At 75.4% G+C, this 24,246-nt stretch carries 23 protein-coding genes; 13 read left to right on the top strand and 10 right to left on the bottom strand.

Annotated features, from left to right (window positions below; all coding sequences use genetic code 11):
* Positions 1 to 17 precede the first annotated feature (17 nt).
* The 3 genes from C0216_RS24110 to C0216_RS24100 all read right to left on the bottom strand — a co-directional run bounded on the left by C0216_RS24110 (position 18) and on the right by C0216_RS24100 (position 3,560).
* A complete protein-coding gene (locus C0216_RS24110) occupies positions 18 to 1,970 on the bottom strand; it encodes a hypothetical protein (RefSeq protein ID WP_114057304.1) in 1,953 nt (650 codons plus the stop codon).
* 172 nt (positions 1,971 to 2,142) lie between these two features.
* Positions 2,143 to 2,943: a tyrosine-protein phosphatase gene (locus tag C0216_RS24105; protein ID WP_114057303.1), complete on the bottom strand. Its 801-nt coding sequence runs from the start codon at positions 2,941 to 2,943 to the stop codon at positions 2,143 to 2,145.
* A 68-nt stretch (positions 2,944 to 3,011) separates the two neighbouring features.
* Positions 3,012 to 3,560, bottom strand: a complete 549-nt coding sequence (locus C0216_RS24100; protein ID WP_246042670.1) for a rhomboid-like protein — start codon at positions 3,558 to 3,560, stop codon at positions 3,012 to 3,014.
* A 328-nt stretch (positions 3,561 to 3,888) separates the two neighbouring features.
* On the opposite strand from C0216_RS24100, the gene C0216_RS24095 reads away from it, so the two are divergent.
* On the top strand, positions 3,889 to 4,701 hold the full coding sequence (locus C0216_RS24095; RefSeq protein ID WP_162793281.1) for a hypothetical protein: 813 nt from the start codon (positions 3,889 to 3,891) through the stop codon (positions 4,699 to 4,701).
* A gap of 90 nt (positions 4,702 to 4,791) precedes the next feature.
* Positions 4,792 to 6,300 (top strand): PepSY-associated TM helix domain-containing protein, encoded by a 1,509-nt coding sequence (locus C0216_RS24090; RefSeq protein WP_114057301.1) that lies wholly within the window; start codon positions 4,792 to 4,794, stop codon positions 6,298 to 6,300.
* Positions 6,301 to 6,374: 74 nt separating this feature from the next.
* Here the strand turns inward: C0216_RS24090 and C0216_RS24085 are convergent, their stop codons facing one another.
* On the bottom strand, positions 6,375 to 7,025 hold the full coding sequence (locus C0216_RS24085) for a winged helix-turn-helix domain-containing protein (protein ID WP_114057300.1): 651 nt from the start codon (positions 7,023 to 7,025) through the stop codon (positions 6,375 to 6,377).
* A gap of 435 nt (positions 7,026 to 7,460) precedes the next feature.
* Entirely contained in the window at positions 7,461 to 8,480 is a 1,020-nt protein-coding gene (gene glnII, locus C0216_RS24080; protein ID WP_114057299.1) for a glutamine synthetase, read from the bottom strand.
* 244 nt (positions 8,481 to 8,724) lie between these two features.
* Between glnII and C0216_RS24075 the strand changes: the two genes are divergently transcribed.
* Positions 8,725 to 9,666, top strand: coding sequence for a Gfo/Idh/MocA family protein (locus C0216_RS24075; RefSeq protein WP_246042869.1), 942 nt, complete (start codon positions 8,725 to 8,727; stop codon positions 9,664 to 9,666).
* Between the two features lie 1,303 nt (positions 9,667 to 10,969).
* On the opposite strand, the gene C0216_RS24070 is transcribed toward C0216_RS24075, so the two are convergent.
* On the bottom strand, positions 10,970 to 11,341 hold the full coding sequence (locus C0216_RS24070) for an ArsC/Spx/MgsR family protein (protein WP_114057298.1): 372 nt from the start codon (positions 11,339 to 11,341) through the stop codon (positions 10,970 to 10,972).
* Positions 11,342 to 11,448: 107 nt separating this feature from the next.
* Between C0216_RS24070 and C0216_RS24065 the strand changes: the two genes are divergently transcribed.
* Positions 11,449 to 11,706 carry a hypothetical protein gene (locus C0216_RS24065; RefSeq protein WP_114057297.1) on the top strand — a complete coding sequence of 86 codons (258 nt, stop codon included), beginning with the start codon at positions 11,449 to 11,451 and terminating at the stop codon, positions 11,704 to 11,706.
* 65 nt (positions 11,707 to 11,771) lie between these two features.
* Here C0216_RS24065 and C0216_RS24060 read toward each other — a convergent pair whose 3' ends face one another.
* Both C0216_RS24060 and C0216_RS24055 read right to left on the bottom strand, forming a co-directional pair.
* Complete coding sequence (locus C0216_RS24060) at positions 11,772 to 12,875, bottom strand: PP2C family protein-serine/threonine phosphatase (protein WP_246042669.1); 1,104 nt, start codon at positions 12,873 to 12,875, stop codon at positions 11,772 to 11,774.
* Positions 12,876 to 12,951: 76 nt separating this feature from the next.
* Positions 12,952 to 13,788, bottom strand: a complete 837-nt coding sequence (locus C0216_RS24055) for a hypothetical protein (protein ID WP_114057296.1) — start codon at positions 13,786 to 13,788, stop codon at positions 12,952 to 12,954.
* A 126-nt stretch (positions 13,789 to 13,914) separates the two neighbouring features.
* On the opposite strand from C0216_RS24055, the gene C0216_RS24050 reads away from it, so the two are divergent.
* From C0216_RS24050 to C0216_RS24035, 4 genes are all read left to right on the top strand, one after another.
* Complete coding sequence (locus tag C0216_RS24050) at positions 13,915 to 14,928, top strand: SPFH domain-containing protein (RefSeq protein ID WP_114057295.1); 1,014 nt, start codon at positions 13,915 to 13,917, stop codon at positions 14,926 to 14,928.
* Complete coding sequence (locus C0216_RS24045) at positions 14,925 to 15,821, top strand: hypothetical protein (RefSeq protein WP_114057294.1); 897 nt, start codon at positions 14,925 to 14,927, stop codon at positions 15,819 to 15,821. The genes C0216_RS24050 and C0216_RS24045 overlap by 4 nt, the downstream gene beginning before the upstream one ends.
* A 119-nt stretch (positions 15,822 to 15,940) precedes the next feature.
* On the top strand, positions 15,941 to 16,846 hold the full coding sequence (locus tag C0216_RS24040; RefSeq protein ID WP_114058878.1) for a TIGR01777 family oxidoreductase: 906 nt from the start codon (positions 15,941 to 15,943) through the stop codon (positions 16,844 to 16,846).
* Between the two features lie 289 nt (positions 16,847 to 17,135).
* A complete protein-coding gene (locus tag C0216_RS24035; RefSeq protein WP_246042668.1) occupies positions 17,136 to 18,392 on the top strand; it encodes an NAD(P)/FAD-dependent oxidoreductase in 1,257 nt (418 codons plus the stop codon).
* Between the two features lie 64 nt (positions 18,393 to 18,456).
* Here the strand turns inward: C0216_RS24035 and C0216_RS24030 are convergent, their stop codons facing one another.
* Entirely contained in the window at positions 18,457 to 19,899 is a 1,443-nt protein-coding gene (locus C0216_RS24030) for a regulator (RefSeq protein WP_114057293.1), read from the bottom strand.
* A gap of 173 nt (positions 19,900 to 20,072) precedes the next feature.
* Here C0216_RS24030 and C0216_RS24025 point away from each other — a divergent pair, with 173 nt between their 5' ends.
* From C0216_RS24025 to C0216_RS24005, 5 genes are all read left to right on the top strand, one after another.
* Positions 20,073 to 20,345 (top strand): hypothetical protein, encoded by a 273-nt coding sequence (locus C0216_RS24025; RefSeq protein ID WP_114057292.1) that lies wholly within the window; start codon positions 20,073 to 20,075, stop codon positions 20,343 to 20,345.
* 113 nt (positions 20,346 to 20,458) lie between these two features.
* Complete coding sequence (gene lipB, locus C0216_RS24020; RefSeq protein ID WP_114057291.1) at positions 20,459 to 21,259, top strand: lipoyl(octanoyl) transferase LipB; 801 nt, start codon at positions 20,459 to 20,461, stop codon at positions 21,257 to 21,259.
* Between the two features lie 109 nt (positions 21,260 to 21,368).
* Complete coding sequence (lipA, locus tag C0216_RS24015) at positions 21,369 to 22,328, top strand: lipoyl synthase (protein ID WP_114057290.1); 960 nt, start codon at positions 21,369 to 21,371, stop codon at positions 22,326 to 22,328.
* A 259-nt stretch (positions 22,329 to 22,587) separates the two neighbouring features.
* Positions 22,588 to 22,785, top strand: coding sequence for an SCO2195 family GlnR-regulated protein (locus C0216_RS24010; RefSeq protein WP_114057289.1), 198 nt, complete (start codon positions 22,588 to 22,590; stop codon positions 22,783 to 22,785).
* Positions 22,786 to 22,794: 9 nt separating this feature from the next.
* Positions 22,795 to 23,493: a DUF4191 domain-containing protein gene (locus tag C0216_RS24005; RefSeq protein ID WP_114057288.1), complete on the top strand. Its 699-nt coding sequence runs from the start codon at positions 22,795 to 22,797 to the stop codon at positions 23,491 to 23,493.
* Positions 23,494 to 23,606: 113 nt separating this feature from the next.
* Here the strand turns inward: C0216_RS24005 and C0216_RS24000 are convergent, their stop codons facing one another.
* Entirely contained in the window at positions 23,607 to 24,074 is a 468-nt protein-coding gene (locus C0216_RS24000) for an RDD family protein (RefSeq protein ID WP_114057287.1), read from the bottom strand.
* Positions 24,075 to 24,246 lie beyond the last annotated feature (172 nt).

The following is a 24,246-nucleotide window of genomic DNA, read 5'->3' as shown; positions in this document are numbered from 1 at the left end:
CGTGCGGCCCGGCGCCGTCACTGCTGCGCCCCGCCCAACGGCGCAGCCTTCGTCCCGTCCGTGAGCCTGCCCGACAGGGTGACCTGCGCGCCCGCCGGCGCCTTCACCGCCAGCCGGCTGCTCGCGGACGACCCGCTCACCCCGCCGCCCGACGCCGACAGCGAGGCGAACTGGGCGCTGCCCGCGGCCAGCACGTACCACTGGCCCGCCTTCGACTTCCACTGCACGCCCGCCAGGACGCGCGGCTCCCGCGGACCGCAGGCCGGCGAGCCCTCCGCCTGCGCGGCCTGCGCCGCCACCTGCTGGCCCGGCGCCAGGAACTGCGCCTGCACCCGGTCCCGTACGCCCGCCCAGGTCTCGGCCCGCGTGCACAGCCACGACGCCGTGCCCCCGCCCTCCGGCAGGGACTGCCGGGCGTACGCCCAGGCGTTCACCGAGCGGACCCCGTTCGAGCGGAACGACGGCAGCAGGCAGGCGATCTTCGACCACTCGCCGAGTTCCCCGGCCTGCGCCACGTCCCGCTCGGCGCCCGGTGCGCCCGAGGTCAGCCGGGCCGGGACCAGCTCGCCGAGGTCGGTGACCAGCCGGCTCCCGCCGTCGCCGGTGACGGCCAGCGCGTTCCAGGAGGTGCAGGTGCCGCCGGGGGCGGGGCTCGGCACGGGCGGGGTGACGCCGTGCCTGTCCGGCTTCAGCGCCGTCGGCTCCCCGCCCGGCTTCAGCAGGTCCCGTACCGCAACACCGGTCACCCACGGGGCCGTCAGGTAGCGGACGTTCCCGTCGACCCGGCCCAGCACCAGCGCCGACGCGGTCTCCGCGGACGCGCCGTCCGCCCGGGCGAAGTCCAGCGCCGCCGCGGAGGTCCCCGCGACCGGCTCCGCGTACCGCACCACGCGCAGGCCGTCGTACAGCAGCACCACGACCGCCTGGTCGACGGTCCCCGCGAACAGCAGCTGCGCCGGGCCCATCGGCGGGCCGGGCGGGGTGCCGGGCGTCGCCGACGCGGCGACGGTCGCGCCGGGCCGCGCCCACACGGCCAGCGCGCGGCGCAGCAGCGCGGAGTCGCCGGCGCGGTCGCCGCGGGCGGGCCAGGTCGAGAACCCCGTACGGGACGACGTACGCCACAGCGACGGGACGACCCGGATCAGCCTGTCCGGGTCCAGGGCCTGCTCGGCCGCGGCGTTCTTCGCGTACGGCGGGGCCGCGGCCCCGTCCGCACCCCAACCCCCGGCGGGCAGGGCGAGCAGTGCCCCGCACACCGCGAGCGCGGCGCCCGCCGCCGCCGCGGCCCGCCCGAGGCGGCGCCGGCGCAGCAGGTCGGTGGGGCGGGCCTGGAGCACGCACGGATCGAACTCGGGGGCGGCGAACAGGGCGTCGTGGACCGGGTCCCCCGACTCAGCGACCGCCGCGGCCGGATCCGCGACCCCCGCCCCGGCGAGCACCCGCAGCACCTCCGGCTCCGGCAGCCCCTCCAGCGCGCGCAGCACGCACGCGGCCCGGCCCGGCCCGTCGAGGGTGGCCAGCCACTGGTCCAGCGCCAGCTCCTCGGCCCCGCCCGCACGGGGGAACAGCCGCAGCCCCCACACCTGCGGGAGCAGGCCCGGCAGCTGCGCCCGCTTCGGCAGCGCCCGGAACGTCAGCGGACGCCCGGCCTCCAGGGCGGAGCGCAGGACGCGCAGCCGGACGTACGCGTACCCCGCCTCGGCGGCAGCCGCCCCGGCGCGCTGCCCGGGCAGGCCCTGCCGCGCCCGCCGGCCGCCGCCGCGGGAGGGGCGCCGGGGGCCGCGCGGCAGGGCCCGCTGCGCCAGGGCGTGTGCGGTGAGCACGCGCCGGTGGCGGCCCAGCGAGGGCGGCAGTACCAGGTAGGCGAGCCGCACCAGCCGCGGATAGTGCTCGACGATCGCGGCCTCGGCCTCGTCGACGCCGAGCGGCGCGGGGGACGGGTGGCGGGTGGCGGTGTCCGGCGCAGTCACGTTCAGCAGAACGAGCGAATGGTCGGATGGTCACCGCTCCCGGCTCACCCGTCCGGGCGCCCGGCGGGGGAGGAGGCGGGTTCGGGGCCGGGCCGGGGCCGCGTTCGGGGCCGGCTGCGGGACCCGCCGCCGGATCGTTTCTGCGGCTTCGGCTGCGGCTGCGCCTCCGGCGTCAGCGGATGAGGCGGGCGCGCAGCGCCTCCACCGTCCCGTCCGGGACGCCGAGCCCCTCGCGCACGTACTTCTCCATCGAGCCGTACCGCGTGTTCACCTCGTCGAGCGCCGCCTCCAGGTAGGAGGGGAACACCCCGATCAGGCCCAGCGCGATGTCCGGATCGCCGCCCGAGACGGTGAAGCCCTCGATCATCCGGGCGAAGGCCTGCCGGACGGCCGGATTCACCGACAGGTACTCGGCCATCAGGGTGTCGTCGTCGGCGCCGAGCAGCGCGAGCACCACCGTCGCCCCCCAGCCCGTACGGTCCTTGCCCGCCGTGCAGTGGAACAGCAGCGGGCCCGCCTCCGGGTCCGCCAGCTCCGTCAGCAGCGTCCGGTACGCGGCCTGCGCCGACGGCAGGCTCACCAGCGCCCGGTAGATGTCGGCGAAGAGCACCGCCACCTTGCCGCCGCCCAGGTGCTCCTCCGCCAGCGCCGGATCCGACAGGAGGTCCTTCAGCTGCGACGCGGCCGGCATCCGCCCCGCGCTCACCTTGTCCGCCAGCACGTCCTCCACCACCAGGCGCACGCCCGGCGGTATCCGGTCCGGGTACTCCGCGCGCTCCACGGTCGTCCGGAAGTCGATGACCGTGCGCAGGCCGAGGGCGGCCACCGCCGGGTCGGCGGCCGCGTCCATCCGGTCGAGCTGGCCGGAGCGCAGCACCAGGCCCGGCCGCACGGTGCGGCCGCCGGCCAGCGGGGTGCCGCCGAGATCGCGGAGGTTGGCGACGGTGGTGGAGGGCGTTGCGGTGGCGGTCATCGGGCGGCTCCGGGGGTCGGTCGGCGGTGAGGGGGAGTCGGCGGGGCGTGACGGGTTTTTGTGCTGGTTCATCTGATTTTCGATGCTTTTCGGGTGGAGAGGTAATCGAAGGCGAGCGACAGCCCGACCCCTATCCCGAGCGCCGCCAGGTGCCCGGCGTCCGTGAACGTCCGGCCCCGCCGCAGCACCGGCTGCGCGGCGGCCGCCAGCAGCCCCACCCGCGTCGCCGTGCGGACCGGCCCGCGCGGCAGCGCCGACGTCAGCGCGCCGAGCACGGCGTTGAACCCGTAGCTGGTCCCCACGTCCAGGGCCCGACGGGTCTCCGGCCCGGCCCGGCCCCGCAGCGCCCCGTACACCAGCAGCGTCGCCGTGACGTGTCCGAACAGGAACACCCCGGCCGTCCACCAGGCCCCGTACGCGTACTCCGCATACCCGAGCACCGCGACGAGCAGGAGCGCGTACGGGAGCGGCATCGGCTCCTCGACCACCAGGGCACTGCTCAGCAGCGTCTCCCAGCGGCCCGCGGCGAGGTTGTCGACGTTCGTCGAGCAGCCGCGCAGCAGCCGCTCCCGCCCGGGGGCCTCCAGCACGGCCAGCGCGTACGCCCCGAGCTGCACGCCGACCGTGTACGCCGCCCCGCCCAGCGGCAGCGGGCGGGGGACCGGCAGACGCCCCCGCCACGCACCGGTCAGCGGCCACGGCCACGCACCCGGCGCCCCGGCGGGCGGCAGGCCGGACGGGGACCCCGCCGGGCGCGGAGCGGGGGCGGGCCGGGCGGCGGCCGGCAACGGCCCGGGCGCGGGGCGCGGCCCCCGCGCTGGCACCGGCCCCGGCAAAGGCGTCGGATTCATCCGACCATGATCGGCCAACGGCCCGCGGCGCGCCCCGCCGGGGCCGGTAGCCGACGTTCCGCCTCTGCCGGGCCTGTGCGAGCATGTTCCGGCCATGTCAGGTGAACCCGCGCCCCTGCGCGCCACACGAGCCGCGCTCTTCGCGGCGGTGTGCACCGCGCTGGGCGCCGCCGGGCACGCCCTGATGTCCGGCGCCGACATCCCGCCCCGCGGTCTGCTCGCGGCCTTCGCCGCGACCGGCGCCCTCGCCTGGCTCGCCGCCGGCCGCCGCCGCGGCACCCTCCCCATCGGCGCGGCCCTGCTCGCCGCCCAGGGAGCCCTGCACCTCGCCTTCTCCGGCACCGCCGCCGGCCACCACCACGCGGCCGCCCCGGCGGCCCCGGCTCCGGCCCCCGCTCCTGCCCCCGTCTCCGCCCTCGCCGAGCCGATGCCCGGCCACCACCACCTCCACGGCACGGTGCTCCCCGCCGGAGCCGCCGACCCGCACGCCGCCGCGGGCGCCGACGCCCTCGCCGCCGGCGGGACCTCCCTCGCCGACGCCGCCGGCCGACTGGCCGACACCGCCGGGCACGGCGGGCTGGGCATGCTCGCCGCCCACCTGCTCGCCGCGCTCCTGTGCGCCGCCTGGCTCGCCCGCGGCGAGGCCGCCGTCTTCCGGCTCGCCGCAGCCCTCGGCGCGGCCGCCGTCCACGCCGCTCGCCCGCTCGCCCGCGCCCTGGCCCTCGTACGGGCACGCGCCGCCCTGACCCCGCGGCCGCCCGCACCCCGGCGGCCCGCTCACACGCCGCCGCGCCGGCTGCGCGGAGCCGTCCACGCCCACACCCTCGTCCGCCGCGGACCGCCCCGCCGGCCCGGCAGTGCCCTCGACACCACCTTCACGGCCCCCGGCCGTGCCGCCCGCGCCTGACCGGCGCGCCTCCCGCCGTGCGCGGAGGCAGGGCGGGGCGAGACAGGGGGCCGGTTCCCCCATGTCTTCGCCCACACGAACAGGACACCCATGTCTCTCGACGAGGCCCAAGGCGCCGCCGCCCGCACCGCGGACGCCGCCGACACCGAAACCGAAACCCCCGGACCCCGACCCGCGCCGGCCGACCGGCCGGCCCCCGAGGCCCGGCCCGGCGGCTGGGCGGCCCTGCGGCCGCTCCTGCTGCGCATGCACTTCTACGCGGGCCTCCTCATAGCCCCGCTGCTCTTCCTCGCCGCCGCCACCGGCCTGCTGTACGCGGGCTCCTGGCAGGCCGAGAAGATCCTCTACGCGGACGAGCTGACCGTCGACCGCGTCGGCGAGGCCGCCGTACCGCTCAGCACCCAGATCGCCGCCGCCCGGCACGCCGAACCCGAAGGCAAGGTCGTCGCCGTGTGGCCCGCGCCCGACGCCGAGGCCACCACGCGCGTGATCATGGAGGCGCCGGGACTCGCCGAGGGCGAGACCCGCACCGTCTTCGTCGACCCGTACACCGCCCAGGTCGACGGCGCGCTGACCACGAACGGCGACGCCCTGCCGCTGCGCGCCTGGCTCAGCGAGTTCCACGCCAGCCTCCAGCTCGGCGAGTTCGGCCGGAACTACAGCGAACTCGCCGCGAGCTGGATGTGGGTGGTCGCCCTCGGCGGCGCCGCCCTCTGGATCGGCCGCCGCCGCACGAGGAAGGCCCACCTCGTCGTCCCCGACCGCAAGGCCACCGGCCGCCGCAGGACCCTCTCCTGGCACGGCACCGTCGGCCTGTGGGCCGCCCTCGGCCTCGTCGCCCTCTCCGCGACCGGCCTGACCTGGTCGAAGTACGCCGGCGAGAACATCGGACAGCTCCAGGACCGCCTCGGCGGAGCCACCCCGTCCGTCTCCGCCTCCCTCACCCCGGGCCAGGCCGCCGGCGGCGACGAACACGCCGGGCACGTTATGACCGAGGACATGGAGATGCCCCCGGCCCCCCCGACCGCCGACATCGGCATCGACCGGGCCGTCGCCGCCGCACGCGAGGCGGGCGCCACCGAGTGGCTGCAGGTCACCCTGCCGGCGAAGGGCAACGGCTACGTCGTCAAGGAGAAGGACCGCGAGTTCCCGGTCCACTTCGACACCGTCGCCGTCGACCCCGCCGACGGGCGCGTCATGGACGTCCTGCGCTTCTCCGACTACCCGCTCCTCGCCAAGCTGACCCGCTTCGGCATCGACCTCCACATGGGCCAGACCTTCGGGCTCGCCAACCAGATCGCTCTCGCGGCCCTCGCCCTCGCGGTCATGCTGCTGGTCTTCTGGGGCTACCGCATGTGGTGGCTGCGCCGGCCCACCAAGGACCGCGCCCTGTCTGCCGGGCGCGCCCAGCCGCGCGGCGCCTGGCGCAAGCTGCCCGTGACGCTGCTGCTGCCGCTCGCCGCCGCGACCGCCGTCGTCGGCTGGTTCGTGCCGCTGCTCGGCCTCAGCCTCGTCGTGTTCCTCGCGGTCGACATGCTGCTCGGCGCCCTCGCCGGCCGCCGCGCCAAGGCGGAGGCCGGGGCCGGGGCCGCCGGCTAGGCCCGGCCGCCCCGGCACCGTGTGGGCCCGTACTCCACAGGGGGGAGTACGGGCCCGCTGCCGTCAGCGGAGGGTCAGGGGGCGTACCTGTAGCCGACGCGGCGCACCGTCTGGATCGCGCCCCGGTGGGCGGCGCCCAGCTTGCGGCGCAGCCGGGCGACGTGCACGTCGACGGTCCGGCCGTCGCCGACGTGGCCGTACCCCCACACCGTCGTCACCAGCTGGTCCCGCGTGTGCACGCGGTGCGGGTGCGCCACCAGGTGCGCCAGCAGCTCGAACTCCAGGTACGTCAGGTCGAGTACGCGCCCCCCGACCTCGGCGGTGCGCCGCGCCGGGTCGATGCGGACGAGGCCGTCGTGTGGGGTGGGAGAGGGGGCCGGGGCGGCCGGGGCGGCCGGGGCGGTGGCGGGGGCGGCGGACTGCGGGGTGAACGCGACCGGCTGCCGGTCGGCCGGCACCAGCACCAGGTAACCGACCATCGGCGGCCGGCCCGGCAGCACCGGCAGCGCGTGCTGCGGAGCCGGCAGCCAGGTGGTGCCGGGCGGGAGCAGGCCGGCCACGTCGACCGGCTCGCCGGCGGAAACGGCCCTCAGCCGGTGGCGCGCACCGGGCGGCGGGAGGTCGGGGGCGGCGGCGGTCGCAGCGGAGCGGGCGGATGCGGCGGTCGCAGCGGATCCGGCGGAGGCAGCGGATGCGGCGGGCGTCAGGGAACGGCTCTGGGACATGGGTGGTCGGCTCTTTCGCGCGAGTGGTCGGCAGGAGACGTGCGTACGTCCTCGTTCCGCGCGCAGACCGAAGGCCTCGGGCAGGGCAGCCGCTCAGGGCGGTCCCGGAAGGCTTTAAAGGGCCGGCGCGTTCACCGCGCGGCAACACACCCGGTCGAAATCGTGGTCCTGACGGGAGGGCCAGAACGGCTCGAGGTCGCTGCGACCGGTCGAGGTGTGCGAGTGGCTGGCCATGGGCCCATTGAAGCAGATGAGCCTAGGGCCGGGCAGGATGCGTCCCACTTCGTGGAGCGGAATCCCATATTCGGCAAACCGGGTGGGATGGCGGGGGTGTGGGGCCGCCCCGGGCAACGGCGAACGCCCGCCGCACCCCGGGGGGTTCGGCGGGCGTTCGCGTCGGCCGGCGGGCCGGCCGACGGGCTGGGGCGGGGCCGGTCAGACCAGGCCGTCCTTCTCCAGGCCGGCGCAGCAGGTGTCCGTGATCAGGCGGGTCACCACGTACGGGTCCACGTTGGCGTTCGGGCGCCGGTCCTCGATGTAGCCCTTGCCGTCCTTCTCCACCTGCCACGGGATGCGCACCGACGCGCCGCGGTCGGAGACGCCGTAGCTGAACTCGTTCCACGGGGCCGTCTCGTGGAGGCCCGTCAGGCGCTCGTCGATGCCGGCGCCGTAGTTCTTCACGTGGTCGAGCGGCTTGCTGCCCTCGCCCAGCGCCTCACAGGCGGAAACGATCGCACGGTAGTCCTCGCGCATCGCCTTCGTGGAGAAGTTCGTGTGCGCGCCCGCACCGTTCCAGTCGCCCTTCACCGGCTTCGGGTTCAGCGTCGCCGAGACGTTGAAGTCCTCCGCGGTCCGGTACAGCAGCCAGCGTGCCACCCACAGCTGGTCCGCGACCTCCAGCGGGCCGAGCGGGCCCACCTGGAACTCCCACTGGCCGGGCATCACCTCGGCGTTGATGCCGGAGATGTCCAGGCCCGCCGCCAGGCAGTGGTCGAGGTGCTTCTCGACGATGTCGCGGCCGAAGATCTCGTCCGAGCCGACACCGCAGTAGTAGCCGCCCTGCGCGGCGGGGAAGCCGCCGACCGGGAAGCCGAGCGGGCGCTGGCCGTCGAAGAAGGTGTACTCCTGCTCGATGCCGAAGATCGGCTCCTGGGCCGCGTACTTCTCGGCGACCGGGCGGAGCAGGGCGCGGGTGTTCGACTCGTGCGGGGTCATGTCGATGTTCAGGACCTCGCACAGCACCAGGACGTTGCTCCCGCCGCGGATCGGGTCCGGGCAGGAGAACACCGGCTGGAGCACACGGTCGGACGCGTGGCCCTCGGCCTGGTTCGTGCTCGACCCGTCGAAGCCCCAGACCGGCAGCTCGGCGCCGTCCGCGAGGATCTTCGTCTTGGAGCGCAGCTTCGCCGTCGGCTCGGTGCCGTCGATCCAGATGTACTCGGCCTTGTAGCTCACGGGACCCATCCTTCGGTGCGTCGCTCCGGCGCAGACCCGGCGGGGGCTGCGGGGGTGGTGCGGGGTGCTGCGATCTGCGTGCTGCTCTGTGCTGTGGTTCAGACCGCAGCGTGCCGGGTCGCGATTTCCCGGCCGTTGCCCTGTTGTGAACCCCGTGTTACCGGCGTTTACGCCCCTGGCCGGACCGCTTGTGCGGGTCGCGCGCCGTGCCGCCGCCCGGGTGCGGCACACTGGCCGGGTGAGCATTTCGTACGATTTGATCGCCGCAGGCGACCCCGCGGACCCCACCCCTCCGCCCGTTCGCCCCCGTGTCGGCCTGCTGGGCACCGGCCCCTGGGCGCACCGCACCCACGCCCCCGCCCTCGCCGCCCACGCGGGCACCGACTTCGCCGGCGTCTGGGGCCGCCGGCCCGAAGCCGCCGCCGAGCTCGCCGACACGTACGGCGTGAAGGTGTACGACGATCCCGACGCGCTCTTCGCCGACTGCGACATCGCCGCCTTCGCCCTCCCGCCCGACATCCAAGCCCCCCTTGCCGTCCGCGCCGCCGCGGCCGGCTGCCACCTGCTGCTCGACAAGCCCGTCGCCACGACCGTCGCCGACGCGCGCGCCGTCGCCGACGCCGCCGACCGGCACGGCGTCGCCTCCGTCGTCTTCCTCACCCTTCGCTTCGCCGAGCCGGCTGCCGCCTGGGTGCGCGAGCAGACCGGCCGTACCGGGTGGTTCACCGGGGCCGCGCACTGGCTGGGTGCCGTCTTCCCGCCGGACGGCGCGCCCAGCGCGTACGCGGACTCGCCGTGGCGGAAGGACAAGGGAGGGCTGTGGGACGTCGGCCCGCACGTCCTGTCCGTCCTGATCCCGGTCCTGGGCGACGTCACCGCCGTCACGGCGGCGCGCGGACCGTCCGACGTGGTCCAACTGGCACTGCGCCATGCCTCCGGCGCGGCCAGCACCGCGGTCCTCAGCCTGGGCGCCCCGGTCGCGGCCGCGGGGGTCGGCCTGGAACTCCGCGGCGCGGAGGGCGTCCACGCGCTGCCCAACTGGACGGACGTGCCGGGCGCTTACGGCCGAGCCGTGGACGCACTGCTGACGGCAGCCCGCACGGGCACGCCGGATGCGTGCGATGCGGGGTTCGGGGCCCGGCTGACGGAGATCCTGGCCGAGGCGGAGCAGCGGCTGGGGGAGTAGGGGCCTGCGGGCCGGGGCCGGAGGGGCGACGGCGGGGCGGGGGCCGGCGTGAGCCGCGCGAGGGGCGACGGAAGGCGACGGCGGGTGCGGGGGCCGGCGTGAGCCGCGCGGGCGGGTCGGCGGGCGCCGGGGCGGTGGGCGAGCGGGAGCCGACGACTCGGGGTCGGTTGGTGCCGGGGGTGTCCCGGCAGCCGATTGTCCTTCCGGGGCGGGCCGTCCTGTAAAGGGCGCGCCCGTTGGGCGCGTCGCTGCGCGATGGCCCTTCGGGCCACCCTTGACAGGACGGCCCGCCCCGGAATGCCAACAAGCTGCCGGGAAGCCCCCAGGGGAACGGCCTGGAGGGACCGTCACCTACCGGGCGGATCAGAGCCGTTGCCCTCCCGCCCCGGCCGCCGCATCCCGTCCCACCGGCATCAGCAGACCCGCCGACGGGAGCCCGGTTGGCTGTGACGTCGGGAAACGACGTCCAGAGCATCATCCAGACACAGGACCCCCGCACCGGATCGCTACGTGCGCGCCCTCGGCTCAGCGTCTGGCGGCGGTCGGGGGCCGGGGCGGCGCGGCGGATCGCTACGTGCGCGCCGTCGGCTCGGCAGCTGACCGCCGGATCGCCCGATCATGGCGGTTGGCGGGGCGGATGCGCTCGTCCTGCCGCCAGACGTCTATATAGGAGGAGTGGGGAGCGGGCGGGGCGCTTCGCTGCCCCTGACGGCCGCCGGTCGCTGAGCCGAGGGCGCCCCTGTAGCGATCTGTCGCGCCGCCCGGCCCCTGACGGCCGTCGGTCGCTGAGCCGAGGGTGCGCACGTAGCGATCTGCTGCGCTGGCCGGCCCCTGACGGCCGTCGGACGCTGAGCCGGGGGCGCCCTGTAGCGATCCGGCGCGGTCCCGTCTGCGGATGATGCTCTGGACATCATTTCGCCACGTCGGAGCCAACTGGGCTTCCGTCGGCGGGTCTGCTGATGCCGGTGGGGCGAAAGGGGGCCTGCGGGGCGGGGGAGGAGGCTCTCTGATGACCCCTGACGCCTCGCCCTCCCCCTGGCCGTTCCCCTGGGGGCGTCCCGGCAGAAAAAATGCCTCCGGGGCGGGTCGGTCGGTCAAGGGTGGCCCGCCAGGGCCATCGCGCAGCGACGCGACCGAAGGGCGCGCCCTTGAGGGACCGGCACGCCCCGGACACCATCAACTGCCCGGGACACCCCCAGTCCCTCTTCCGCCGCGGACCGATCGGCTACCGCCGAACCCCGCTCCCGCTGCCACACCCCCGACCCCGTCCCGTCGGCTTCCGTTCTTCTCCCTCCCCCGCCGCCTATCCCCGCCGTGCCAGGGCCTCGCGGACCGATTCCTCCGAGCGGGCTACGACCGCCGTGCCGTCGTCTGCCGTGATGATGGGGCGCTGGATCAGCTTCGGGTGGGTGGCCAGGTGGGTGATCCAGCGGGCGCGGGCTTCGTCCGTGGCCTCGCGGGGGAGGTCCCGTACGCCGGTTTCCCTTGCCAGGGGGTCCGCGGTGCGGGTGACGTCCCAGGGCTCCAGGCCGAGGCGGGTCAGGACCTCGCGGATCTCGGTTTCGGACGGGACGTCCTCCAGGTAGCGGCGGACGGTGTATTCGGCGCCCTCCGCGTCCAGCAGGGTGAGGGCGCTGCGGCACTTCGAGCAGGCGGGATTGATCCAGATCTCCATGGCCGCCAGGGTAGTCAGAGGGGGTGTGGCCAGGGGGTTCTGTCAGTGCCCGCCGGTAGAATTCAGGGAGTAGGACAGGACGCCAACTACCGTTTGGGAGGCTGTAGATGGCCACTGCCAGGACCCCGATGCCCGTCAAGAAGAAGCCCCTTCCCGCGGGTCTCCCCCGGGAGTGGTACGAGAGCCACAACCGCCGGCTGAAGGCGATGCGGCTGGCGATATCCCTGCTCGACTCCGGGACGTACGACGCCCGGCGCGCCACGAACCGCAAGATCCGCACGATGGCGGTCCGGACGGGGATCCACCGGCCGTCGAACACCACCTGCAAGCTGGTGCGCGCGTTCATCGTGAGCAACGCGGGCTGACGCGTCCGGCGCCCCGTGTCCGCGCCCCGGCCGGATGCCGGCCCGGCGTCCGGCCGGGGCGCGGGTCAGTCGTCCGCGGCGCAGAGGGCCAGCAGGGCGACGTCGTCGCGGGGGCCGCCCCGGGTGAAGACGACCAGGTCGTGCCAGAGGGCTTCGACCAGGCCGGCCGGGTCGCGGACCCGGCCCGGGGAGGCGACGACGGGAATGCGGGTGGCGAGGGGGTAGAAGGAGCCGCCCGCGTCGCGGGCCTCGGTGACGCCGTCGGTGTAGGCCAGCAGCCGGTCGCCCGGCAGGAGCGGGACGTCCGCGACGGATGGGGGTGCCGTCGTGGTGAGGCCGAGGCCCAGCGGCGGCCCCGGGTCGACGTCCAGTTCGGCGACCCGGATCCCGCGCAGCAGCAGGGCCGGGGGATGGCCGCAGGAGACGACGCGTACGAGGTCGAGGCCGGGCGGGAACTCCAGGAGCAGGGCGGTGGCGAACAGCTCGGGCTGCCCGGCCGGGGCGTCGGCCGTGCCGGCGGCGTCCGCGAGGAGCCTGCGGTCCAGGCGGGCGGCCATCGCGGCGAGCCCGGCGTCGTCGAGGACGCCCTCGCGGAAGGCGCCGAGCAGCGCGGCGACCGTGCCGACCGCGGCCAGGCCGTGGCCCTGCACGTCCCCGACGAGGGCGCGCACTCCGTACGGCCCGGCCCGTACGTCGTACAGGTCGCCGCCGACGAGCGTGCCGCGCTGGGCGGCGCGGTACAGGCCGGCGCAGCGCACGGGGCCCACCCGCTGGGGCACCGGCGGCAGGACGGCCATCTGGGCGGCCTCGGCGACGGTGCGGACGTTGACGAGCTGGGTGTCGCGTCTTCGCCGCACCCAGGCGATGACCACGCTGAGCAGGCCGATCGCGGCCACGGTCGCCAGGTCGGAGCCGCGGGGGTTGGTGCCGGCGACGGACGGCACGGCGAGCGCCGCGAGCGCGGTGCCGGCGCAGACGGCGGTGCCGGCGGGGCCGTACGCGAAGGCGGCCACGGGGGGCAGCCCGGCGAGGAAGAAGCCGATCTCTGCTGCCGGGGTGAGGCGCTGGGCGAGCACGAGCACGACCAGGGCGACCGCGGGGGCGATGCGGGCCCAGCGCGGCGGGGGTGCCCCGCGCAGCCAGCCCGGCTCCTGGCGTCGGCGTCTCACCCCTCCACCCTGGTACGGGCGCGGTGGCTGCGCACCCCGGACGGTGCGGCGGGCGGCCCTGTGCGGGCGCGGTCGGTCAGCGGCCCAGGGCGCTGCGCAGGGTGATCCCGTACCGGGTGCGCAGCCGGCGTACCTCCCAGACCGAAAGGGCGGTCACGGAGAGGGGGCCGCCGAGGAGGAAGGTGTAGAGCACCTCCGGCGGTGCGGCGACGTCGGGGCCGTTGAAGAGCTGGAAGGCGAAGAGCGACCACACGAGCAGGGGCGAGAGGAGCGCGGGGAGCAGCTGGTGGACGTCCGAGGCGCGGAAGCAGGAGGTCACGCAGGCGTACGCCGTGACGAGCGTGTACGGGACGGAGACGATCAGCACGGCGATGGCGAGCAGGCAGCCGATGACGAGGGTGAGGAAGCTGAGGACGGAGCAGAGGATGCCGCGGCCCAGGAGCGAGGAGTAGAAGTTCACCAGCTCCACTTCGCCGACGAGGTCGCCCTTGACGGTGGAGAGGGCCAGCCAGAAGAGGGCGGGGCCCAGGGCGAGCGCCAGCATGCATATGAGCGGCCCCGAGAGCCGCCGGGCGAAGGAGCGGCGGCGGTCCGGGGTGCCGGCCGCGAGGAAGGCGGTGATGCCGAGGACGCTGCCGGCCAGCAGGACGGCGCAGGCCATGCCGAGCTCGACGACCTTTCCGAGGACGAACTCCTCCCGGCCCGAGCTGAGCGGGTAGGCCAGGACGAGCCACACGGCGCCGCCCAGGCCGAGGAGGGTCCGCCCGGTCTGCATCCTGCGGATGAGCCTGTCGTCCGGACGTTCGTCCGCGTCCGGGGCGTGGCGGCCCATGAGGGTGCGGAAGATCTCGTCGGCGGTGGCGAGCGGGCCCGCCGCCTCGCGGTCCGCCTGCGGTCTGGCCGTGATGCTCACTCGCTGTCCCCCCGTTTTCTGCGTGCGGCCGCGGCTCCTGCGCGCCCGCCTTGTTTTCGTCTGCTTGACGATATCAGAGACTCCCGTTTATCGTCATGGTGACGAAATCAAGGGGGTTCCGTTCCCATGGCCGACATCACCCGGCGCCTCGGCTGGCGCCATCTGCGTTCCGCGCCCACCGCCCACATCCGCCACCACCGGCGCGGCCGGCTCGTCCACGACGGCCGCGGGCTCAGCTTCTGGTACCGCTCGCTGTCGGCGGCCCTGTCCGAGGTGCCCGTCGACGACCGCGAGCTGGCCATGGCCTTCCACGCCCGTACGGCCGACTTCCAGGACGTCACCGTGCAGGCCACGGTCACCTACCGGATCAGCGACCCGGCCGCGGCGGCCGACCGCCTCGACTTCTCCGTGGACCCGGACAGCGGGAGCTGGCGCGGCGCGCCCCTGGAGCAGATCTCCACCCTCCTTACCGAGACCGCGCAGCAGCACGCCCTCGACGTGCTGGCCCGGACCCCGCTGGCCGCCGCGCTGGTCGACGGCGTCGCGTCCGTCCGGCAGAGCGTCGCCGACGGCCTCGCCGCCGAGCCCCGGCTCCCCGACACCGGCATCGAGGTGGTCGCCGTCCGCGTCGTCGCACTCCGGCCCGAGGCCGAGGTGGAGCGCGCCCTGCGCACACCGGCCCGCGAGCAGATCCAGCAGGAGGCGGACCGGGCCACCTACGAGCGGCGGGCCGTCGCCGTCGAGCGCGAGCGGGCGATCGCCGAGAACGAGCTGGCCAGCCAGATCGAACTGGCCCGCCGCGAGGAGCAGCTCGTCGAGCAGCGCGGCGTCAACTCCCGCCGCGAGGCCGAGGAGAAGGCGGCAGCCGACGCCGTGCGGACCGAGGCCGAGGCGGCCCGCAAGGTCGCGCTGGCCCGCGCGGACGCCGAGGCGGCGCGCGCGACGGGCGCGGCCCGTGCCGAGGCGCAGGCCGCATGGCTGCGCGTGCACGGCGAGAGCGGTGCGGACACGCTGTACGCCCTGGCGGCGACCCGGCTGGCGGAGAACCTGCCGCGGGTCGACAGCATCACCCTCACCCCGGACGTCCTCACCGGCCTCCTCGGCCGGCTCGGGCGCCCCCAGCCCGGGGCGGACGCGTGAGCCTGGCCCCCCGGGCGGTGCTCGTGCACCGCAGGACCGAGTACGAGGAACTGATCGGCCGGCACGGGACGCACGGGCAGGCGGCGTTCTTCCTCTCCAGTCGCGGCCGCTCCCTCGACGAGGTCGTCGGCCGCCACCACCGGACCCGGCAGGCGCTGCGCGAGGCGGAGGCGGCGGTCCCGCTCACCTGGCGCAGCTCCCGGGTGGAGCGGGCGGACCTGGACCGCTTCCTGTTCGCCCCGGAGGACGTGGTGGTCGTCGTCGGGCAGGACGGACTCGTCGCCAACACCGCCAAGTACCTGTCCGGGCAGCCCGTGGTCGGCATCGACACGGACCCGGGGCGCAACCCCGGAGTCCTGGTCCGCCACCGCAGCTCCGACACGGCCGCCCTGCTGCGCGCCGCGACCGCCGGCGGCCGGACGGACGACCTGACCATGGTGGAGGCCGTCGCCGACGACACCCAGCGCCTCCTCGCCCTGAACGAGATCTACCTCGGTCCGCCCGGCCACCAGACGGCCCGCTACCGCCTCGGCGCCGACGGCGAGACCGGCCCGGGCGAGGCCCAGGCGTCCTCGGGCGTCCTCGTCGGCACCGGCACCGGCGCCACCGGCTGGCTGCGCTCCTTGTGGCTGGAACGCGGCAGCGCCCTCGCGCTGCCCGCGCCGTGCGACCGCCGGCTCCTGTGGTTCGTACGCGAGGCGTGGCCGTCGCCCGCCACCGGCACGACGAGGGTCTCCGGCCACCTTCAGGAGCGTCAGGGACTGCGGCTGACCGTGGAGTCGGACCGGATCGTGGTCTTCGGCGACGGCATGGAGGCCGACGCCCTCCACCTGACCTGGGGCCAGAGCGTACGGCTGGGCATCGCGGAGACGTCGCTGCGGCTGCTGGTGTGAGCACCCGCCCGGCCGGGCACCGCCGCCGGGGCCTGACCCCGCCCGCCGTCCGGGCCGGCGGACACGCTCGGCGGGTGTTCCGCCGACCGGACGGCCGGTGCGGCGGCATCATGGGGCCCATGCGCATCGCGGTCACCGGTTCCACCGGCCTCATCGGCAGTGCCCTCGTACGGTCTTTGCGGGCCGACGGACACGACGTCGTCCGCTTCGTCCGGCGGGCGCCCGCCGGACCGGACGAGGCGCAGTGGGACCCGGGAGCCGGGCGGGTCGACCCGGCGGGGCTCGCCGGGTGCGGGGCCGTGGTCCACCTGGCGGGCGCCGGCATCGGCGACCACCGGTGGACGGCCGCGTACAAGAAGGAGATCCGGGACAGCCGGGTGCGGGGCACGGACGCCCTGGCGCGGGCCGTCGCCGCGATGGGCGAGCCGCCCGCGGTGTTCGTCAGCGGCTCGGCCGTCGGCTACTACGGGGACGCCGGCGACCGCGTCGTCGACGAGACGGCCCCCGCGGGCAGCGGATTCCTGCCGCAGGTGTGCCAGGCATGGGAGGCCGCGGCCGACCCGGTCCGGGAGGCGGGCGTTCGGACGGTGTTCGCGCGGACCGGGCTGGTGGTCTCCGGGCGCGGGGGAGCCTGGGCGCGGATGTTCCCGCTGTTCCGGGCGGGGCTCGGCGGGCGGCTCGGCAGCGGCCGCCAGTTCTGGCCGTTCATCTCGCTGCACGACGAGGTCGCGGCGCTGCGGCACCTCGTCGACACCCCTGAGCTGTCCGGTCCGGTCAACCTGGCCGCGCCCGAGCCGGTGACCAACCGGGAGGTGACCGCCGCGATGGGCCGGGTCCTGCACCGGCCGACGCTGCTGGCGGTGCCCGCCCCGGCGCTGCGCGTGGTCCTCGGCGAACTCGCACAGGACGTGCTGGGCAGCCAGCGGGCGCGCCCCCACCGGCTGCTGCGCTCGGGGTTCGTCTTCCGGCACCCGGGCATCGAGGACGCCCTGCGCGCGGCGCTCGCCGACCCCGCGGCCCCCTGACCGCGCCCGTGCCGGGCCTGTACCCGAGCCCGCGACGGGCCCGCGACGGGCCCGCAACGGGCCCGCGCCGGGGCCGCCCCCGCGGCCCCGTACGGGGTGCATCGCGGCGCGCCCGTCCCACGGCTCCCGCGGCAGCGCACGAGATGGCGCCGTGCGACCGTTCGTGACCCGGATGCGACCGCCATGCGACCGGATCCGACCGGAATACCGCACCGAACTCGGGTTCCCCTTGAGTCGGTTGGGGGAAGGAGGATCCCCACACAGCCGCGCCGACCTCGGGGAGGGGCACGTGCTCAGCAGCTCGCACCACGCCGCACAGCATGCGGACGTCGTCATCGTAGGAGCCGGGGTCGCAGGACTCGCGGCGGCACAGCACCTGATCGCGGCGGGGGTCACCGTCACCGTCCTGGAGGCCGCGGAGGACACCGGCGGCCGCATGGCCACCGAGCACGCGGACGGGTTCCGGCTCGACCGGGTCGGCCAGTTGCTCAACACCTCGTACACGGAACTCGACCGGACGCCCGGCCTCGCCGCCCTCGTCCTGCGGTCCTTCGCGCCCGGCGTCCTCGTCCACGCCGAAGGCCGGCAGCTGCGCGCCGGGGCGCTCACCCCCGCCCGCGCGCTCGCCAGCGGCTCCTTCGACCAGGCACGGCTCAGCGCCTACCTCGGACGGATCTCCGCCCTGCCCGCCGACCGCATCCTGGCCCGGCCCGAGCGCACCGCCGCACAGGCCCTGCGCACCCGCGGCATGGGCAGCACCCTGCGGCCGCTGCTCTCCGCCCTGCTGCACGACCCGGACCTCACCACCTCCAGCCGGGTCGCCGACCTGGCCCTGCGCACCTTCGCCCGGGGGCGGCTCGCCGTACCCGAGGGCGGCGCCGCGACCCTGCCCCGGCTGCTCGCCGCCGGACTGCCGCCGGGCACCGTCCGCACCGGCGTCCGCGTCCGGTCGGTGGCGACCAACCTCGTCACCACCGAGGACCACGGCGACTTCGCCTGCCGCTCCCTCGTCCTCGCCACCGGCGCGCGGGCCGCCGCCGGGCTCCTGCCCGGCCTGCGCGTCCCCGCCTTCCACGAGGTCACCGCCATCCACCACGCCACCGCCGCCCCCCTGCCCTGGGACGGCTCGCTCCTGCTCGACGGCGACCCCCGCCGGCCCGTCGCCCATACCGCCGTCATGAGCGCGGTCGACCCGACGCGGGCGCCGGCCGGCCGCAGCCTGGTCACCACCACCGTGCTCGGCCCGCCGCCGCCCGTGCGCGCCGTCGCCTCCCGGCTGGCCCGCCTGTACGACACGGCCACCCGCGACTGGGAGCTCCTCGCCGTCCACCACACCCCCGAGGCCGTCCCCGCGATGCCGCCCCCGTACGACCTGCGGCGCCCGGTCCGGGTCCTCGCCGGGCTGTACGTGTGCGGCGACCACCGCGACGCCAACACCGTCCAGGGCGCACTCCACTCGGCCCGCCGCGCCGCCGGCGCCGTCCTGCGCGACTTCGGCATCCGGCTCCCCGCCGGCGCCGGGGACGCCCTGCCGGCGGTGGCCTGAGAACCACAGAGGCCCGGTGCCCGGCCCCTCCGACGGGGCGGCCGGGCCCCACTCCCGCGCGCCGCTACGACAGCGCCGCGACCCGGTCCCGGTACGTCCGCACCGCCGAGGCGTCCCGGTAGGGCTCCAGCCGGCGCTCGAAGTCCCGTACGTACTCCACCGCGCGCACCGAGCGCATCTCCATGGCCTGCTGCGCCGCCTCAGCGCCGAGCGAGCACGCCTGGTCCAGCTCGCCCAGCCCCAGGCGGGCCGTGGCCAGCACCACCTTGCAGAAGAGGCGCGAGCGGGCGTACGCCGGCGCGCGCAGCTGGAGCGAGCGCTCCGCGTGCTGGGCCGCCGCCCGGTACTGCTGGAGGTCGCGGTGGCAGTGCCCGAACTCGTCCGCGAGCGTCGCCTCGTCGAAGGACTTCGCCCAGTGCGGCACGTCGTCGCCCGGCCGCGCCGCGCCCAGGCAGCGCTCGGCCCGCACCAGCGAGGCCGTCGCGGCCCGGACCTCGCCGAGCACCGCGTGGCCCCGCGCCTCCGCCGCGTGCAGCAGCGCCTGGACCAGCGGCGCCGGCCCGGAGCCGACGCCCTGCTGGGCGACGCGGGCCAGCTGCACCGCCTCCCGGCCGTGCCCCAGGTAGACGGCCTGCCGGCTCATCGTGACCAGTACGTACGCCCCGTACGGCCGGTCCGCGGCGGCCTGCGCGAGCCGCAGCGCCTGCACGAAGTACCGCTGCGCCAGCCCGTGCGCGGCGATGTCGTACGAGGTCCAGCCGGCCAGCCGCGTCAGGTCGGCGGCGGCCGCGAACAGCCGGCGGCCCGTCGTCTCCCCGTACGTGCCGCGGAGCATCGGCTCCGCCTCGTGCTCCAGGTAGCGCACCAGCGCCTGGCGGGCGTGCCCGCCGCCGTACGCCTGGTCCAGGGTCCGGAACAGCTCGCCGACCGAGCGCAGCGCCGCGATGTCCCCGCCGGTGACGCGCTGACCGGGACCGCGGTCGATCTGGCGCTGGCGCGGGACGCTGCCGCGCCCCTGGAGGGGCACCCGGGCGGCGGCGGCCGGATCGGCGCCCCGGCCGACCCGCTCGTCGGGCCGGCCGATCAGCCAGTCGCGGCTGGGCACGACCAGCCCCGCCGGGGTGAAGGCGATCTTCCGCAGCTCGGCGTGGGAGCCCGAGTCCTTGCGCCACAGCCCGCTGGCGATGTCCACGGCCTCCTCCGGGGTGGCCGCGAACTCCAGGCCCGCGTAGACGGGGGCGCAGGCGTCCAGGCCCAGGTCCTGTGCGGAGAGCCGGCGGCCCAGACGCCGGGTGAAGACCTCGGCGATGAGCGCCGGGGTCGTCCCGCGGGGCTGCTGCCCGCGCAGCCACCGGGTCACGGAGGTCTTGTCGTACCGGAGGTCGAGGCCGTGCTCCAGGCCCAGCTGGTCGACGCGGCGGGCCAGACCGGCGTTGGAGAAACCGGCTTCCGCGATCAGAGCCGCGAGCTGGCGGTTGGGGACGTGCTGCGCGGGTCGTTCCGTCATCGGCTCCACGGTTTCCTGACGTGCCGGACCGGGGTCCCGGCCCTGTGAACGGCGCGAATGTAGCGGCGAACCGCCGCCGCGCCGCCCTCTCTGCCCCATATTCATCCGATCGTGTGCAGAATCAGCAGGGCTCTTTACGGCCGCGTCGACGCGGGCCGCGTACTCTGCGCCCCATGACCCCCAGGCCCACCAGGACGGAGCCGTCCGCCGCCGACCCCGCGCCGCTGCCCGCGCCCGAGATCACCGAGGCCGAGTGCCGCCGGTGCGGCACGTACATCGCGGGGCTCGACGGGCGGTACGCGTGCGGGGTCTGCGGCTGGGTCAACGACCACTCCGAGGGCCACCGGCGGCTGCCGCGCGCCGACGAGGACCCCGACCGGCCGCCCGCGGGCCGCAGGCCGCCCCGGCTCCTGCCCGCCCCGCCGCCCCCGCAGAACGGCCGCTGAACTGCGGCGGGGAGCCGGTCCGGCGCCGACCCCCCGAGGGGTCCCGGAGGCGGCGCCGTACCCTTGGCTCGTGCGATACCTGCACACAGCAGTTTCAACGAGGAGGCGCTGCCGTGGCTGAGCTGGAATTCGTCCACCTGGGCTTCGGGCCGGACTACGTCGAGTACACCGAGGCGTGGGACGAGCAGCGCCGGGTCCACGCGGCGCGCTTCGCGGACGAGACCGGCGACACCTGCCTGCTGCTGGAGCACCAGCCCGTGTACACGGCCGGGCGGCGCACCGCCGACAGCGAGCGCCCCCTCGACGGCACCCCCGTCGTGGACGTCGACCGCGGCGGCAAGATCACCTGGCACGGCCCGGGCCAGCTCGTCGGCTACCCGATCATGAAGCTGCCCCGGCCGGTCGACGTCGTCGCGCACGTGCGCCGCCTGGAGGAGGCGCTCATCCGCACCGCCGCCGACTTCGGCCTGGAGACCACCCGCGTCGAGGGCCGCTCCGGGGTGTGGGTGCTCGGCGACCCCGTCGAGGAGCGCCCCCTCGTCGGCGGCCTCTCCCTCGACCTCGACCCCCGGCTGCACGACGACGAGTTCGACCCCCGGCTGAACGGCCCCGAGTACGCCCCCTCCAACGCGGGCCAGCGCCGCGAGGACCGCAAGCTCGCCGCGATCGGCATCCGCGTCGCCAAGGGCGTCACGATGCACGGCTTCTCGCTGAACGTGAACCCCGACAACACCTGGTTCGACCGGATCGTGCCCTGCGGCATCCGCGACGCCGGTGTGACCTCGCTCTCGTACGAACTGGGGCGCGAGGTCACCGTCGCCGAGGTGGTGCCGGTGGCGGAGAAGCACCTGAGGGACGTCCTGGAGAACGCCGACCTGCGGCCGCGCACGGCCGAGGGCGCGGCGGGGGCGTAGCCGACGGGGAATGGGCCCGCCCCTCCGCGGGTTGGCCGACGTAAGAGCGTACGAAATTACGGGCGTACCCTGGTGGTCGCCGAGGAATCGAAGTCACAGGGAGCCGGTCGTGAGCGCAGTCGCACCCGACGGACGCAAGATGCTGCGCCTGGAGGTCCGCAACAGCCAGACCCCCATCGAGCGCAAGCCCGAGTGGATCAAGACCCGGGCGAAGATGGGTCCCGAGTACACGAAGATGCAGAACCTCGTGAAGGGCGAGGGCCTGCACACCGTGTGCCAGGAGGCCGGCTGTCCGAACATCTACGAGTGCTGGGAGGACCGCGAGGCCACCTTCCTCATCGGCGGCGACCAGTGCACCCGGCGCTGCGACTTCTGCCAGATCGACACGGGCAAGCCCGAGGCCCTGGACCGGGACGAGCCCCGCCGCGTCGGCGAGTCCGTCGTCACCATGGACCTGAACTACGCCACCATCACCGGCGTCGCCCGCGACGACCTGGCCGACGGCGGCGCCTGGCTGTACGCCGAGACCGTGCGCCAGATCCACCGGCAGACGGCGGGCCGCGAGGCCGGCCGCACCAAGGTCGAGCTGCTCGCCCCCGACTTCAACGCCGTCCCGGAGCTGCTGGAGGAGGTCTTCGCCTCCCGCCCCGAGGTCTTCGCGCACAACGTCGAGACCGTCCCGCGGATCTTCCGCCGCATCCGGCCCGGCTTCCGCTACGAGCGCTCCCTCGAAGTGATCACCAAGGCGCGCGAGTACGGCCTGGTCACCAAGTCGAACCTGATCCTCGGCATGGGCGAGGAGCGCGAGGAGGTCACGCAGGCCCTGCGCGACCTGCACGAGGCCGGCTGCGAGCTCATCACCATCACCCAGTACCTGCGGCCGTCGCCGCGCCACCACCCCGTCGAGCGCTGGGTGAAGCCGGCCGAGTTCGTCGAGCTGGCGAAGGAGGCCGAGGAGATCGGCTTCTCCGGCGTCATGTCCGGACCGCTGGTCCGCTCCTCGTACCGGGCCGGCCGCCTCTACCAGCAGGCGATGGAGAAGCGCAGCGGGGCCGGAGCTCTCGCCTGAGAGCGGTGTGAACTCCCGCACAGATCATTACCGGACGGTAATACGCATGGACGCGGCCCGTAGGCTCTTCGTGGGAAGAGGACCGACGGGCCGCGTAAATGTTTCATCACCGTTTGACCGGCCGGTCATGCCCTGGTAACACCGGACAGTGACCATGGGTCGACGCACCGCACACGCCGCCGGACCCTCCGCCGCCCCCCTGCAGTGCGCTCCAGACCCGCTCCAGACCGACGTGAGCACCGTGAAAGGGAACGAGACCATGCAGGCCGCGCCCGTACGCGCCATTGCCATCCCGTCGTTCACCCAGGCCTTCCGGGGCTTCGAGTCGCTCCTCATGAGCGGCGCCCGGCGCAACGCCTGGACCGCAGTCCTGGAGGACCGGCGCCGGGCCAGGGACCGCGTCGAAACCGAGCACGTACTCGAGGCCGCGGCGACCCGGACCCCGCAGGCCACGTAAACTGCGCTTATGGCGAGGAAGGCAAACGCAGAGACTGCTGCGAACCCCGGGCGACTGAAGCAGATCGCCCTGACGTACAAGATGACGCGCAAGGCCGACCCGAAGGTCGGTCTGATCGTCGCGGGCGTGGGAATCGTCACCTTCGGTGTCTTCCTTGCGATCGGCTTCCTGATCGACCACCCGGTCTACCTGGGCATCCTGGGCTTCCTGGTGGCGTTCCTCGCGATGGCGATCCTCTTCGGCCGGCGCGCCGAGCGCGCCGCGTTCGGCCAGATGGAGGGGCAGCCCGGCGCCGCCGCGGCCGTCCTGGACAACGTCGGCCGCGGCTGGACGACCACCCCCGCCATCGCGATGAACCGCAGCCAGGACCTCGTCCACCGCGCCGTCGGCAAGGCCGGCGTCGTGCTGATCGCCGAGGGCAACCCGAACCGGGTCAAGGCCCTGCTGGCCGCCGAGAAGCGCAAGCTCGCCCGCATCATGCCGGACGTCCCGGTCCACGACTTCATCGTCGGCACCGGCGAGGGCCAGGTACCGCTGAAGAAGCTCCGCACCACCCTGCTCAAGCTGCCCCGCGTCCTCTCCGGCCCCCAGGTCACCCAGGCCAACGACAAGCTCCGCGCCATGGGGGACCTCATGAGCAACATGCCCCTGCCGAAGGGGCCCATGCCCAAGGGCATGCGCATGCCACGCGGCGGAAAGATGCGCTGACCCGCCGCCTTCGTATACGGCACCCGCCGTATACACACGCGCAATACGCACGCGCATGAAAAGGGGCGCCCCCCGGCCGATGGCCGCGGGGCGCCCCTTTTCCCTGCCGTGTCTCAGATCCTGACCTGGACGGCGCGGGAGACGCGGTCGTGGAGGCCGCGGCCGTCGCGGTCCCAGATCAGGGCCGGGATGGCGAGGGCCAGCAGCGCGGTGCGCAGCAGCACCCTGCCGAAGCCGAGGCGGCCGCCGTCCAGGGAGACGACGCGCAGGCCCAGGAGGCGCTTGCCCGGGGTGGAGCCGACCGTGCCCACGGTCAGGAGGGTGAGGCCCAGGAACAGTCCGAGCGTCCAGTTGCCCGTCGCGGACATGTCGCCGCCCGTGATCAGCCCGTATGCGATCACCTGGCAGCCGATCCAGTCGACGGCGACCGCGCCCAGCCGGCGCCCGAAACGCGCCACCGAGCCCGGGCCCTGCTCCGGCAGGCCGAGCTGCTGGCCCGGATAGCCGAACTCCACGCCCATGTCCTCGGCCGCCGCGCGGGGGCCGGAGAGCCACGATCCGATTGCTTGCCTGTTGTCCACCGGACCACGGTACCTGTGGTGCTCCCCGGAGCTTCGGGCGGACCCTGGTTAACTTGGGCGAAACAAATGGGTCATGCCTGAGAAATCCCGCCTGCTTATGGTCGGGTCAGCGTGCGGCACCGCACTGACGCACCACGAGCTATACAGCCCGTCCCTCCCCCGGGATCGGGAG

Origin of the sequence: Streptomyces globosus (assembly GCF_003325375.1) — a bacterium.
Lineage (GTDB): Bacteria > Actinomycetota > Actinomycetes > Streptomycetales > Streptomycetaceae > Streptomyces > Streptomyces globosus_A.
This window is presented reverse-complemented; position numbering and strand designations above follow the sequence as displayed.